This is a genomic window from Brevundimonas mediterranea, assembly GCF_014196125.1.
In the GTDB taxonomy this organism is placed as follows: Bacteria; Pseudomonadota; Alphaproteobacteria; order Caulobacterales; family Caulobacteraceae; genus Brevundimonas; species Brevundimonas mediterranea.
Map to the genome: position 1 here is coordinate 1,648,229 of NZ_JACIDA010000001.1, position 14,163 is coordinate 1,662,391.

Annotated in this window: 10 protein-coding genes; 7 read left to right on the forward strand and 3 right to left on the reverse strand. The window is 67.6% G+C overall.

Features of this window, described 5'->3' with window-relative positions:
• Nucleotides 1–16: 16 nt before the first annotated feature.
• A complete protein-coding gene (locus GGR11_RS08230; RefSeq protein WP_183196216.1) occupies nucleotides 17–1,417 on the reverse strand; it encodes an OprO/OprP family phosphate-selective porin in 1,401 nt (466 codons plus the stop codon).
• Between the two features lie 136 nt (nucleotides 1,418–1,553).
• The gene (locus tag GGR11_RS08235; protein ID WP_183196217.1) at nucleotides 1,554–2,909 is read right to left on the reverse strand and encodes a dicarboxylate/amino acid:cation symporter; all 1,356 of its coding nucleotides are present in this window, start codon (nucleotides 2,907–2,909) and stop codon (nucleotides 1,554–1,556) included.
• A 241-nt stretch (nucleotides 2,910–3,150) separates the two neighbouring features.
• Between GGR11_RS08235 and GGR11_RS08240 the strand changes: the two genes are divergently transcribed.
• On the forward strand, nucleotides 3,151–4,992 hold the full coding sequence (locus GGR11_RS08240) for a sensor histidine kinase (protein ID WP_246331608.1): 1,842 nt from the start codon (nucleotides 3,151–3,153) through the stop codon (nucleotides 4,990–4,992).
• The gene (locus GGR11_RS08245; protein ID WP_183196218.1) at nucleotides 4,992–6,326 is read left to right on the forward strand and encodes a sigma-54-dependent transcriptional regulator; all 1,335 of its coding nucleotides are present in this window, start codon (nucleotides 4,992–4,994) and stop codon (nucleotides 6,324–6,326) included. Before GGR11_RS08240 ends, GGR11_RS08245 begins: the two co-directional genes overlap by 1 nt.
• 33 nt (nucleotides 6,327–6,359) lie before the next feature.
• Here GGR11_RS08245 and GGR11_RS08250 read toward each other — a convergent pair whose 3' ends face one another.
• Nucleotides 6,360–8,882: an ATP-binding protein gene (locus tag GGR11_RS08250; protein ID WP_246331610.1), complete on the reverse strand. Its 2,523-nt coding sequence runs from the start codon at nucleotides 8,880–8,882 to the stop codon at nucleotides 6,360–6,362.
• 196 nt (nucleotides 8,883–9,078) lie between these two features.
• Here GGR11_RS08250 and rpsT point away from each other — a divergent pair, with 196 nt between their 5' ends.
• From rpsT to recF, 5 genes are all read left to right on the forward strand, one after another.
• Nucleotides 9,079–9,348, forward strand: coding sequence for a 30S ribosomal protein S20 (gene rpsT, locus GGR11_RS08255; protein ID WP_183196220.1), 270 nt, complete (start codon nucleotides 9,079–9,081; stop codon nucleotides 9,346–9,348).
• A 456-nt stretch (nucleotides 9,349–9,804) separates the two neighbouring features.
• Nucleotides 9,805–11,265 carry a chromosomal replication initiator protein DnaA gene (gene dnaA, locus GGR11_RS08260; RefSeq protein WP_425485666.1) on the forward strand — a complete coding sequence of 487 codons (1,461 nt, stop codon included), beginning with the start codon at nucleotides 9,805–9,807 and terminating at the stop codon, nucleotides 11,263–11,265.
• Nucleotides 11,266–11,407: 142 nt separating this feature from the next.
• The gene (dnaN, locus tag GGR11_RS08265; protein WP_183196221.1) at nucleotides 11,408–12,526 is read left to right on the forward strand and encodes a DNA polymerase III subunit beta; all 1,119 of its coding nucleotides are present in this window, start codon (nucleotides 11,408–11,410) and stop codon (nucleotides 12,524–12,526) included.
• A gap of 68 nt (nucleotides 12,527–12,594) precedes the next feature.
• Nucleotides 12,595–12,882 carry a GIY-YIG nuclease family protein gene (locus GGR11_RS08270; protein WP_183196222.1) on the forward strand — a complete coding sequence of 96 codons (288 nt, stop codon included), beginning with the start codon at nucleotides 12,595–12,597 and terminating at the stop codon, nucleotides 12,880–12,882.
• Between the two features lie 55 nt (nucleotides 12,883–12,937).
• The gene (gene recF, locus GGR11_RS08275; protein WP_183196223.1) at nucleotides 12,938–14,071 is read left to right on the forward strand and encodes a DNA replication/repair protein RecF; all 1,134 of its coding nucleotides are present in this window, start codon (nucleotides 12,938–12,940) and stop codon (nucleotides 14,069–14,071) included.
• The last annotated feature ends 92 nt before the right edge of the window (nucleotides 14,072–14,163 follow it).

Consider the following 14,163-nt stretch of genomic DNA (forward strand, 5'->3'; position numbering starts at 1 on the left):
CGGGCAAGTTTCAAGTCTAGAAGGCGGTTTGGACGCGGACGGTGGCGGTGTTGCCGCTGTCGTCGCCGACGAAGGTTCCAGTGCGGTTATCGACCGACCAGGCGCTCCAGTGGGCGGAGACGCGGGTGGTGTTCGTGGGATACCAGTTGACGCCCAGCAACCAGGTGTCGCCTTCGCCGCCGGTCGGGTTGTCGCTGTAGTCGGCGGTGTCGTAGCGACCGACGATCTCGACCGCGCCATAGCCGTCGGCGCCCAGCGGGTTCAGCACCTTGGGACGGCCCCATGTGCCGGTGCGGGGCGAGAGGGGCGGCTTCTCGCCGGTGATGAAGAAGCCGGCGGAGATGCTGTAGGCGTCCTGATCGAAGTCGCGCGCGGCGGTCTCGACGACGCGCTTGCCGCCTTCGGCCATCAGCCAGCCCGAACGGTGCACGCCGCCCAGTTCCAGCCCCAGCCCCTTGCTGCCCTTGGGATCGGCGTAGGTTCCGCCCGAGAGACGCAGGTTGTCGTTGCCGCGCGACGAGACGACCAGGCTGCGCGCCGCGATCGAAGCATTGGGCGTCAGATCCTCGACAAAGCCCCAAGCGCCGAGATGCAGGAAGCCGGCGTCGGTCTTGAACGGCGACCAGTGGGTGCGGCCCATCAGGGTGACGGAGTCGTTGGCCGTGCCGGTGCTGATGGCGTCGCCGGTCACCGATAGCGAGGCGTGCCAGACGCTGCCGGTCAGTTTGGACGACAGGCCGACGCCATAGGCGCCGCGCTCGGGGCCGATGGTCGAGACCATCAGGCTGCGTTCCAGGAAGGGGGTGACGTCTTCGGCCGTGCCGCCCTCGACGCCGCGGTCGTTCAGGCGCTGGCCGGCGGAGATCTCCAGGTCGCGACCGCCCAGCTTGCGGTTATAGGCCATGAAGGCGTTGGCGACGCTGATCGCGTTATCGGCGATGTCGCCTTCGATCCAGTAGGTGAAGCCGCCGGGGGTCTTGCCCTGGGCGCCGAGACGCAGGCCGCGCAGTTCGGTGGTGGTCAGGTTGCGGCCGTCGAATTCCGAGCCAAAGGTGTTGGACAGATCGGCGGTGACGCGGATGCGTGGCTTGAAGGTGAAGCCGCCGTCCGGACTGCGCATTTCGGGAAGGCCGCTCGACCAATCGACGCTGGAGGGCGCGCTGGCCGCCTGGACGACCGGGCGCGGCGCGTCGACGGGGACCGGAGCCGGCGTTCCAGCGGCAGCGGGCGCGGCGACAGTCGCCTGAGCCTGGACCTGCGACTGGGCCTCAAGCTGTTCGAGGCGCGCGGACAGCGCCTGCACCTGGGCCCGCAGGGCGGCGATTTCTTCAGCCGTCGGCGTCGACGACTGGGCGAAGGCGGAGGTGGCGAGCGCGGCAAGGCCGACACCCGCCGCGAGGGAGCGGTGAATAATCATGAATAACACTCATAGGGTGCGACTGTTAAGGAAGGCCCAAACGGCTATAAGCAGAAATGCGTATCAGCGTTGGGCAAGGCGCCGGATGCAGTACAGGCGCCGCGCTTTCGCGACGGCGCCTGTTGCAGGAAGGAACTCAGTCGGCGGTGACCAGGTCTTTGTCACCGGGGCCGGCCGCCGGATCGGGCTGGGCCGCGATCGGCTGTGACGGACCGTTCAAGGCCGCGTGCAAGGCGTCCCGGTCCAGTTCGCCCTCCCATCGGGCGACGACGATGGTGGCCACGGCGTTGCCGATGAAGTTGGTCAGGGCCCGGCACTCGCTCATGAACCGGTCGATGCCCAGGATCAGCGCCATGCCAGCCACCGGAACGGTAGGAACCACCGACAGGGTCGCCGCCAGGGTGATGAAGCCGGCGCCGGTGATGCCGGCCGCCCCCTTGGAGGACAGCATGGCGACCAGCAGAAGCAGGATCTGTTGCTGCAGGGTCAGCTCGATGTTCAGGGCCTGGGCGATGAACAGGGCCGCCATGGTCATGTAGATGTTGGTGCCGTCCAGATTGAACGAATAGCCGGTCGGGACGACCAGGCCGACGACCGACTTGGAGGCGCCGGCGCGTTCCATCTTGCTGAGCAACGACGGCAGGGCGGCTTCCGACGAGGAGGTGCCCAGGACCAGCAGCAGTTCCTCCTTCAGATAGCGGATCAGCTTCAGGATGTTGAAGCCGTTGGCCCAGGCGACCAGGCCCAGGATGCCGACCACGAAGATGATGGCGGTGAGGTAGAAGGTGGCGACCAGCGCGGCCAGATTGGCGATGGAGCCGATCCCATATTTGCCGATGGTGAAGGCGAAGGCGCCGAAGGCCCCGATGGGCGCGGCCTTCATCAGGATGGCCACCAGCTTGAAGAAGGCGTGGCTGATCGATTCCAGGAAGCTCAGCACCGGCTTGCCCACATCGCCGACCAGGGCCAAGGCCAGGCCGAACAGCACCGAGACGAACAGCACCTGCAGGATATTGCCCTCGGAGAAGGCCGAAACCATCGTGTCCGGGATGATGCCCATCAGGAAGCCGGTGATGGTCGTCTCGTGCGCCTGTTCCGAATATTTGGCGACGGCGCCGACATCCAGGGTCGCCGGGTCGATGTTCAGGCCGCGTCCCGGCTGGACCAGGTTGGCGATGATCAGGCCGACGATCAGGGCCAGGGTCGAGAAGGTCAGAAAATAGGCGAAGGCCTTGGCCGCGACGCGGCCCACGCGACCGAGGTCGCTCATGCCGGCGATGCCGGTGACGATGGTCAGGAAGATGACCGGGGCGATGATCATCTTCACCAGTTTGATGAAGGCGTCGCCCAGCGGCTTGAGGCTTTCGCCGAAGCTGGGCCAGAAATGGCCGATGATCGCACCGGCCACGATGGCGGTCAGAACCTGGAAATACAGATGCCGGTAAAAGGGCCGACGCACGGTCGGTTCTGCGGTGGAGGGAAGCGCGATCACGGAAGGCTCCTGTCACTGCGGGACCATCCCGCGGTTTCCTCGACGGGCCCCACTCTGTGGCGAGGCTCCGAGGTCCAGTGTCCGGCAGGGTGAAGCCGCTTCCAAACTCCTTCGACGGACAGTCTAGAAAACTGTTTTTTCAGTGGAATATCTCCACTATCTTCCCAGAATCGGGATCGACAGTGCGGTCAGGCGCACAAGACGATAGCCTATTCGTGCGAAATATCGCACAGATGACCCCATGACCCGCTCTTCGCCGCGCCTGAATATCGAAGGACTTTCGAGTATCGCTCGGCAGCCCTGGATTCTGCTGACGCTTGGCTGGCTGGCGATCAGCGCCGTACTTGCGGGCGTCGCGGGCGAGGCCGCCCGGCGCGATGCGACCGGCGAACTGGAACGCCAGGCGACGGCCGGCGCCGCCCTGCACGCTGCAGTGCTGCGCAGCGAACTGGACAAGCAGCGCGCCATCCCCATCGTCCTGGCCGGCGATCCCGATGTGGCCGCCCTGCTGACCACGCCCAGCGCCCAGGCCGTGAACGGGGTGGACCGCAAGCTGGAGCGGCTGGCGACCCAGACCCGCGCCGCCGTCATCTATGTGCTGGACGCCCAGGGCCTGACCCTGGCGTCCAGCAACTGGCGAGCCTCGACCAGTTTCGTCGGTTCGCGCTACGAGTTCCGGCCCTATTTCATCAATGCGATGCACGACGCCGAAGGCGAGTTCTACGCTCTGGGCACCCGTAGCGGCCGACCCGGCCTTTATCTGTCGCGCCGCGTGGACTCCGCGGACGGCGCGCCCCTGGGGGTGGTTGTGCTGAAGGTCGAGTTCGACGCCCTGGAGGCCGAATGGCGCGGCTCGGGCGAGCCGGCTTGGGTGGCGGATCCCGGCGGCGTCGTCCTGGTCACCAGCATCCCGGAATGGCGCTTCCGCACGACCGAACCGATGGACGAGCGGCGACGGCGCCTCAGCCTGACCGACCTCACTCTCCGCCCCGGCGCCCTGTCCCCCCTGCCCTTCCAAACGCCGGACGGCGACCGACCCCGGCTCGTGCGGACGGCCGTCGGCGACGGCCGTCCGCAGACATGGGTGCATTCGGAGACGGATACGGCCGCGCCCGGCTGGACCCTGCATTTGCTGACGCCCGAACGAGGGGTGATCGGGGCGGCGGTGGCGGGGGCGCGGGGCCTGGCCCTGTTTATCACCAGCCTGCTGGCCTTGGGCGTGGCCGTGCTGCTGCGCCGGCGTCATCTGGCCCGCGCCAAGGCTCAGGCGGAGGAAGAAGGCCGGCTGGAGCTGGAGCGCCGCATCAACGAACGCACCCGCGAACTGCGCAACGCCAATCGAGCCCTGAACCGCCAGATCGAGGAACGACGTCGCGCCGAGGCCACGCGGGAACTGCTGCGCGATGAACTGGTGCAGGCCAGCAAACTGGCCGCCCTGGGCCAGATCGTCGCCAGCGTGGCGCACGAGATCAACCAGCCCGTCGCCGCCATCCGGACCTATGCAGAGACCGCAAACCTGTTGCTGAGCCGCGACCAGACCGACAAGGCCGGAGACGTGCTTCAGCGCATCGGCGAACTGACCCACCGGATCGGCGCCATCACACAGGATCTGCGGCTGTTCTCACGCAAGGCCACGCCGACCATCGATGAAATCCGGCTGGAGGACGCCATCCAGGGCGGACTGCAACTGACGCGCGGGCGGGTGGAGGAACGCGGGGTCAGACTGGAGCGGATCGGCGACGGCGACGTGCAGGTCCGCGCCGACCAGTTCCGGCTGGAACAGGTCATCGTCAATCTGATCAAGAACGCCGCCGAGGCCATGGAGGGCCAGACCGACGCCCGCCTGACCCTGACCGTGGCGCGCGACGGCGAGCGGGTGCGGCTGATCTTCGCCGACAACGGGCCCGGCGTGGCGCCCGATGTGGCGCGTCAGCTGTTCACGCCCTTCATCACCACCCGCGCCAACGGTCTGGGCCTGGGGCTGGTCATCTGCCGCGATATCGTCGCCAGTTTCGGGGGCGAGCTGGATCTGGTCCCCGCCGAACGGGGCGCGACCTTCGTCGCCGTCCTGAAGGCCGCTTGATGCGCCCGCTCCTGCCGCAGACCGTCGCCTTGATCGAGGACGACGCCGACTTCCGCCAGGCCCTGGTCGAACGCCTGACCCTGGAAGGGCTGGAGGTGCGCGCCTTCACGGCGGCAGAGCCCGCCCTGAAGGCGCTGGACGCCGACTTCCCCGGCGTGGTCGTCACCGACCTGCGGATGCCCGGCATGGATGGTCGCCAGTTGCTGACGCGGCTGCAGGCGATGGACCCGAGTCTGCCGGTCATCATGATCACCGGCCACGGCGACATCGCCGACGCCGTGGCCGCCATGCACGACGGGGCCTATGACTTCGTGGCCAAGCCTTTTCCCTTCGAACGGCTGCAGGACAGCCTAAACCGGGCGCTGGAGAAGCGCAGTCTGGTGCTGGAGAACCGCCGCCTGGTCGCCATGGCCGCCGAAGGCGGACATGAACTGCCGCTGGCCGGATCGTCGCGCGCCATTACGGCGCTGCGGGCCACCATCGCCCAGATCGCCGACGCCCGAATGGACGTGTTGATCGAAGGCGAGACCGGGGTGGGCAAGGAGGCGGTCGCGCGCGCCCTGCACAACGGGGGCCGGCGCCGGCTGGCGCCCTTCGTCGCCGTCAACTGCGGCGCCCTGCCCGACGGCCTGATCGAGAGCGAACTGTTCGGGCATGAACTGGGCGCCTTCGCCGGGGCCATGCGGCGGCGGGTGGGGCATGTCGAACGCGCCCACAACGGCTCGCTGTTTCTCGACGAGGTCGAGAGCATGCCCCTGGCGGTCCAGGTCAAGATGCTGCGGGTGCTGGAGGAGCGGGAGATCCACCCGATCGGCGCCAACGAGCCCAGGGTGCTGGACCTGCGCATCCTCGCCTCGGCCAAGATCGACCTCAGCGAGGCGGCGCGACGCGGCGATTTCCGAGAAGACCTCTATTATCGCCTGAACGTGGTGCGGCTGCGTGTGCCGCCGCTGCGTGAGCGGCGCGAGGACATCCCCCTGCTGTTCGCCCATTTCCTGCGTCGCGCCGCAGACCGCCACGGCGTCGAGCCGCCGAGCGTGACCGACGGCGTCCGCCGCCGTCTGCTGGAAGAGGACTGGCCCGGCAACATCCGCGAACTGGCCCATTTCGCCGAGCGGGTCGTCCTGGGTCTGGACGAGGGGTCCGGCGGCGCCGAGGCCGATCTGAGCCTGCCGGACCGGCTGCATCGGTTCGAGGGCGAACTGCTGCGCGGCGCGCTGCAGACTCATAGGGGCGACATCGTCGCGGTGCTGGAGGAGATGCGGATACCGCGCAAGACCCTGTACGACAAGCTGCAGCGCCACGGGCTGAAACCCGCCGACTTCCGCGCCTGACCTCTAAGCGACGCCTCCTTAAGCGACGCCCCCTCAAGCAGCGACGGGGTTTTCCCGCCGTTCAGCCGCCGCCAGGGCCGCAGCCACGCCGTCAAGCAGACCGACCAGGGTGATCGGCTTGGACAGGTGGCCGTCCGCGCCCGCAACCCGTCCCGCTTCCACATGGTCCGGCAGGGCGTTGGCGGTCAGCATGATGATCGGCGCGCGCGCGCGGTTTTCCCCGGCCTCCAGGGCGCGAATGGCGGCGGTGGCGGTCAGGCCGTCCATCACCGGCATCTGCATGTCCATCAGCACCAGGTCGAAGCCGCCCTTTCGGAAGGCCTCCACGGCCTGCCGCCCGTCCTCCACCACCACCAGTTCAGTCGGCATGTCGGTCAGCAGGATCTCGACGACCTTGCGGTTGGCCGGATGATCGTCGGCCAGCAGGATCCGCGCCGGGAAGGCGCGCGCATCCGTCTCGTCCTTGTCGCCCTCGCCCGGGCCGGCGGGCGCGGAGGGCGACTGGACGCTCCCGGTCCTGGTCAGAGGGATTTCGAACCAGAAGTCGGCGCCCGCGCCCGGTCGTCCGTCGCAATCCAGCAGGCCGCCCATCAGTTCGACCAGGTCTCGCGAAATGGCCAGGCCCAGGCCCGTGCCGCCGAACCGGCGGGTAATGGAGCCGTCGGCCTGTTGGAAGCGATTGAAGATCCGGCCCTTCTGTTCTGCATCAAAGCCGCAGCCGGTATCGCTCACCGTGAATCGAGCCCGATCTTCACCCACCGCGACAGCCGCGACGACGACGGATCCCGTTTCGGTGAACTTCAAGGCGTTGGAGATCAGGTTCGACAGAACCTGGCGCACCCGGACCACGTCGCCCTCAACGGCGCCTTCGATGGTCGGCTCGACCTCGACCCGCAGGGCGACGCCCTTTTCGTCGGCGCGCGGCCGGTAGAGGGCCGCCGCGCCGCGGACCGTGTCGCCCAGATCAAAGACCGACCGTTCCAGAACGATCTGGCCCGCCTCGATCTTGGACGTGTCCAGAATGTCGGACAGCAGCCGTTCCAAGGTCACGGCCGAGGACCGGATTACTTCGACCATCTCGCGTTCACGCGGCTCCAGCCCGGCGCGCGACAAGGAGTCGGCCATGGCCACGACCCCGTTCAGGGGCGTGCGGATCTCGTGGCTCATATTCGCCAGGAATTCCGACTTGGACCGGCTGGCTTCTTCCGCGCGGCGACGGGCGATGCGCAGGTCCCGGGCCTGGCTTCCCATCCACAACAGGGCGGCCAAAGCCGACAGGATGAAGATTGCGGCGATGGTCAGGATCAAGCCCTGCAATCTTGTATTCGAGCGCGCGGTCTCCAACTGGGCGCGACGTTCGGTCAGCTTGTGCTGCATGTCGCCGGTGACCTGGCGGATCCCTCCGCTGAAGACGCGGGCCTCGGCGACGCGCTCGGCGTTGTTGTAGGCGCGAAGCTTGGCGTAGGCTTCCGCAGCCCGGCCCTCGGCGAACAGGATCTCGGCCTCGGCATGCGCCACCTCCAGCCGCGCTTCCTCTCGGTAGCGGTCTACAGTGATGCGACGGCGGATTTGCGTCAGGTCGCGCCGCGCAGCCTCGATCTGTCCGGTCTGGGCGCGAGCGATGGCGCGAGCCGGCAGCAATTGTCTCGCCAGGAAGGAGGCGTCCCCCAGGTTCTCGCCATAGGGAGCCAGACATCGCAGCACGTCCCGCGGCGCCTCTGCAGCCTGGGCCACCATGGCGCACAGGCGAGCGTCATAGACCGCCAGGCTGGGCAGGCCTGCGCGCAGCGTCAGCCGGTGATGCACCTGATACAGGCGCTTCGCCTGTTCGACATCGCCCAATTGGGTCGATAGCCGGGCCAGATTGTAGACGGCGTCGAAGTCCGGCCGGGGGTAGTCCGGATTGGCGAAGTCGATCTCGAACCGCCCGAAGGCGGCGGTGGCCCCATCGATGTCGTTCAGCCTCATCAGGCCGATGCCGGTCATTTCCCACAGGCCCGCCTGCGCAATCCGCGCATAGGCGTCGCCCTCGGGGATCAAGGCGTCGGCGTCGGTCAACAGCTTTAACCCTTCCCCGATCTGATCGCGATCCATCAGGGCCAGCGCCCACAGTCGGGTGGCGTGCGTGCGCGCGAACCAGTCGGGCTCCATCGACGCGAGCCGGTGCATCTCGTCGGCGGCGGCCGTCTCGCCCTGGTCGTACCGCAGGGCCAAGGCGTTCAGCCGGGCGATCTGGATGTAGCGGCGCGAGCCCTGGTGACGCGCGCCTTCCATGAGCCGGTCGTTCCAGATCCTGGCCGTATCGAACTCGCCCTGGTTCAGAAATATCCAGGTGACATGATAGAGGCGTTGCAGACCTTCGCGGTCGTTACGGCGTATCGCCTCGCGGCCGAAAGCCTCAAGCGCCTTGAAATCCGTCGTCCCGGCCCGCCGTTCGACAGCCTCGGCCAGTTGAAGGGGCGTCCGCGATTGCGCCGCAGGCTGAGCTGAGACGTCCTGTACGAAAAACGCCGACAGGACGAGGGCGAGGGCAAGGGCTGCGGCTTTTATAGGCATACGGCTTCCGATCTGATCGGAAGCTGCCATGTTTTGGTTGAATAAGGTTTATCGACCCGGTGCGGGCTGCACCTCACCTGACCTTTGTCGGAACTGCGCGTTGACCACCCCCGGGCTTTCGGCTATAGGCCCGCCCTCTTGAGATTTCCGCGCCGTGGACGTGTGCTCCGCGGCGTTTTCCGTTCGAAGGTTTGAAATGGCTAACAACCCCGGCGCCCGCAAGGCGATCCGCAAGATCGAAGCGCGGACCGAAGTGAACAAGGCGCGCCGTTCGCGCGTCCGCACCTATCTGCGCAAGTTCCAAGAAGCTCTGGCCGGCGGCGACGCCACGGTCGCCAAGACCGCCTTCGTGGAAGCCCAATCCGAGCTGATGCGCGCCGTCTCCAAGGGCGTCGTTCACAAGAATACCGGCTCGCGCAAGGTGTCGCGTCTGGCCGCCCAGCTGAAGAAGCTGTCGGCAGCCTAAATCCTTTAACGGATTTCCCGGACACGGAATGGCTGTCGCTGTTCCGTTACGGGATTTTGCAGACTTTTCAACGGCGAAGGGGCGTATGCTCCTTCGCCGTTTTGCGTTTGGCCGTTAACCCTCTCTACGCAGGAATACGGACTTCGGGGCGGCCGGAAGGCGAATTTCTCAAGCAGGATTAGCGTTTGACGGAGTCAAACAATTTAACTGCGAATCGACCAACGAATCAGCGTTGACCCAACCGGCTCGCAGCGTAAGTTTTGGCCTCTAACGCACTTCCATCCCAACACGGATGAAGACGGCGCGGGACGATAGTTTCGCGTTGGCGGGAGATGTCTGTCCAGGAGCTCGGCCCCGACCGAAAAGCATCGCTTTTCGGCGCAGGAGAAGTCGTCCCTGAACCATCGCCCTGAAGTGCCGAAGGTCGAATGGTTTTTTGAATCGGGTGGCGAAAAAATGGTTGGGGGTGCGACGGCGATGGCAGGCGGCGTGAACGGATCGAACATGACGGATCCGGATCGCATCTGGAATGAGGCCTCGGTGCGCCTGCGCGCCGAGATCGGCGACGGCCCCTTCTCGTCCTACATCGCCCCTTCCGCCGTTCGCGTGGATTCCTCCGGGCAGCTGATCCTGGTCACCCCCACCGCCTATGCCCGAGACTGGGTCCGCAAGAACGCCCTGCGTCGCATGAACGAGCTGTGGCTGGGCCTGGACGGCCTGAACCGCCGCCTGGACGTGCGCTGCCGCGCCGAGGTGGGCTCGGCCCCTCCGGCCTCGGCCGTGATCGCAGGCAATATCCTGGACGCCACCCCGCGTCTGGCGGCCTTCGCCAGCCCGACCGTGCCCCCCATCGCCGACGGCGCCCGCGCCGTGCGCGCCGCCGGCCTTCAGGACCGCCTGACCTTCGACAGCTTCGTGGAGGGCCAAGGCAACGCCTTCGCCCTGGCCATCGCCAAACAGGTGGCCAGCTGGGCCGACGGCCATTTCAACCCGGTCTTCTTCTGCGGCCCCTACGGCTACGGCAAGACCCACCTGCTGAACGCCATCGCCTGGGAGGCCCAGCGCCTGCGGCCCGAGGCCAAGGTGGTCTATCTGACCGCCGAACGCTTCCTGTCCACCTTCGTCAAGGCGATGCAGGACCGCTCGACCGCCGCCTTCAAGGAAAGCCTGCGCTCGGCCGACATGCTGCTGCTGGACGACGTCCAGTTCGTCGGCGGCAAGACCTCGACCCAGGAAGAACTGCTGTCGACCCTGACCGCCCTGATCGAGGACGGCAAACGGATCGTCTTCTCGGCCGACCGCGCGCCGATGGCCCTGACCGAGGTCGAGCCCCGGCTGCGCAGCCACCTGGCCGCCGGCCTGACCTGCCCGGTCGAGGCGGGCGACCGCGAGCTGAAGATCGCTGTGGCCCAGAACCGTCTGAAGGCCCTGTCGGCCCTGGGCGTCGTCCAAGGCGAGGCCGCGCCCGAGGTGCTGGCCCAGCTGGTGGACCGCACGCCGGGCTCGATGCGCGAGCTTGAGGGCGCCGTGAACACCCTGGCCGCCGCCGCCGGTTCGCGTCTGGCGACCGTCTCGGTGGACGAGGCCTCGATCCTGCTGGGCGCCGCCCTGCGGGGCGGACCGGAACGTCGCATCACCGTGGACGAGATCCAGAAGACGGTGGCCGACCACTTCAACCTGAAACAGGCCGACCTGTTGAGCGAGCGCCGCACCCGTTCGGTGGCCCGGCCGCGCCAGATGGCCATGTATCTGTGCAAGCAGCACACGACCCGCTCCTATCCCGACATCGGCCGTCGTTTCGGCGGTCGCGATCACACCACCGTCCTGCACGGCGTGCGCAAGATCGAGGAGCTGATGGCCCAGGACGACCAGATCGCCCGCGACGTCGAGGCCCTGACCCGCAAGCTGCGGGGCTGAACATTCCCCCTCCCCATGCGGGGAGGGAGAAATCTGTGAACGGCTTCCGTCGCCTTCCTTGCTCCTTGCGCCCAATCCGCTAGTGTCCAAGGCCCTCTATCGCGGCGCTCCAGCCTGAGTCGCCGCATCCGGGCGAGACGACATGCAACTGACCATCGAACGATCCGCGCTCCTTAAGGCCCTGGGCCATGTGCAGAGCGTCGTCGAACGCCGAAACACGATCCCGATCCTGTCCAACGTCCTGCTCAGCGCGGGCCGGGACCGGTTGGCCTTCGCGGCCACCGATCTGGACATGGAGATGGTGGACGAGGCCGAGGCGACGGTGAACGTCGAGGGCCAGATCACCGCCCCCGCCCACACCCTGTACGAAATCGTGCGCAAGCTGCCGGAAGGCGCCGAGGTGTCGCTGCTCTATTCGGGCGACGATCCCCGCCTGGTGGTCTCGGCCGGCCGGTCGCGCTTCAATCTGCCGGTCCTGCCGGCGGGCGACTTCCCGATCATGTCCACCGACAGCGCCGGCGCCTCCTATGTCATGCCCAAGGAAGACCTGGCGCGGCTGATCGACAAGACCCGGTTCGCCGTCTCGACCGAAGAGACCCGCTATTATCTGAACGGCCTGTATCTGCACACGGTGGCCGAGGCCGGCGTCGCCCTGCTGCGCGCCGTGGCCACCGACGGCCACCGCCTGGCCCTGGCCGAGACCCCGGCGCCCGAAGGCGCGGCCGGCGGCCCCGGCGTCATCGTGCCGCGCAAGACCATCGATCAGGTCCGCCGCCTGCTGGACGACGCCGCCGGCCCGGTCGAGATCACTGTCTCGGCCCAGAAGATCCGCTTCCAGATGGGCGAGGCGTCCCTGACGTCCAAGGTCATCGACGGCGCCTTCCCCGACTATCTGCGCGTCATTCCCAAGGGCAATGACAAACAGGCCGACATCGACAACGCCCTGTTCGCCAAGGCCGTCGACCGCGTCGCCACCATCTCGGCGGAAAAGAGCCGGTCGGTGAAACTGGCCTTCGACAACGACCGGGTGAAGCTGACCGTGCGCAACATGGAAGCGGGCCAGGCCGAGGAAGAGGTCGAAATCGGCTATTCCGACGAGCCCTTCGAAATCGGCTTCAACGCCCGCTACCTGCTGGACGTCGCCGGCCAGATCACCGGCGAAAACGCCGCCTTCCGCTTCGCCGACCCGGCCTCGCCGACTCTCGTGCTCGATCCGGGCGATCCGGGCGTGCAGTATGTGCTGATGCCGCTGCGGGTGTAGGCGAGAGATTTCCGCTCATCCCGGCGAAAGCCGGGACCCAGTTCTTTCGTTCGTACCGGAGACTGGCCTTGGCGTTCTTCACCTACATCATCGCCAGCCGCCGAAACGGCACGGTCTACACCGGCTCGACCGACGATCTGATCAAGCGAGTAGCGGAGCATCGCGACAAGTTACGTCCGGGCTTTACACGCCGATATGGCGTCGCGCTCCTGGTCTGGTACGAGGTGCACGAAACGCGTCATGCGGCCTTCGTGCGCGAACGACAGATCAAGGAATGGAAACGGATCTGGAAGCTGGAACTGATCGAGCGCAAGAGCCCGGCATGGGCGGATTTGTTTCCGACGCTGCTCGGTTAGCTCGTGCCGAGCGAAAGGACTGGGTCCCGGCTTTCGCCGGGATGAGCGGAAGAACTTGATCACCTCCCTCACCCTCACCGACTTCCGCTCCTATGCGAGCGCACGGCTGGACCTAGCCTCCGGCCCGGTGGTGCTTCACGGCCCGAACGGGGCGGGCAAGACCAATCTGCTGGAGGCCGTCAGCCTGCTGACCCCCGGCAAGGGGCTGCGGGGCGCGACCGCCGCCGAGATGGGGCGGCGCGAGCCCGGCGAGGCGGTGGGCCGCGCGTGGGCCGTCATGGTCGAACTGGACGACGAGACGCGGCTGGGCACCGGGGTCCAGACGGCGGGCGCGGCGCGGCGCATTGTCCGTATCGACGGCGAGACGGCCCAGCCGGGGCGGCTGCTGGACTATCTGCGGCCCGTCTGGGCGACGCCCGAGCAAGACCGACTGTTCTCCGACGCGCGGGCGGAGCGGCTAAAATTCTTTGACCGGCTGGTCTTCGCCGCCGATCCCGACCATGCCGCCGCCGTCTCCGCCTACGAAAAGGCCCTGCGCGAACGCTTGCGGCTGCTGAACGAGGCACAGGACGGGCGCGAGGCCGACCCCGTCTGGCTGGACGCCCTGGAGGCCCGGCTGGGCGAAGCCGGCGCCCGCGCGGCCCTGGCCCGGGTCGCCGCCCTGCACGCGCTCCAGGCCGCCATCGACGCCCGCCGCGACCGCCCCTTCCCCCAGGCCGACCTGGGGCTGGACGGCCCCGCCGAACAGATGGCCGAGGCCGGCGCCGAGGAAGACGAGATCGCCGCCGCCGTCCGCGATGGCCTGGCCAAGGCGCGCGCCCGCGACGGCGCCGCCGGCCGGTCCCTGTTCGGCCCGCACCGCACCGACCTGACCGCCCTTCACCGCGAGAAGAACCGGCCCGCCGCCGAGGGGTCGTCCGGCGAGCAGAAGGCCCTGGTCCTGAACCTGATCCTGGCCCAGATCAGCCGCCTCGCGCACCATGACGCCGCCGGGGCCGCCCGCCCCGTCCTGCTGCTGGACGAGGCCCCCGCCCACCTGGACGAAGCCCGCCGCGCCGCCCTGTTCGACGAGATCGTCGCCCTGGACCTGCAAGCCTTCATGACCGGCACCGAACGCAGCCTGTTCGCCGGCCTGGACGGCCGCGCCCAGTTCGTCCGCGTCGCCGGCGGGGCCTTAGAAAACGACTAGGATTCCACGCCGGAATTCCTCGCTTTTTCGCCGCAAATTCCTATATGTTGCGGGCTTCGGCCCGGTGCGATCCCGTCGTCGATTCGAGCGCC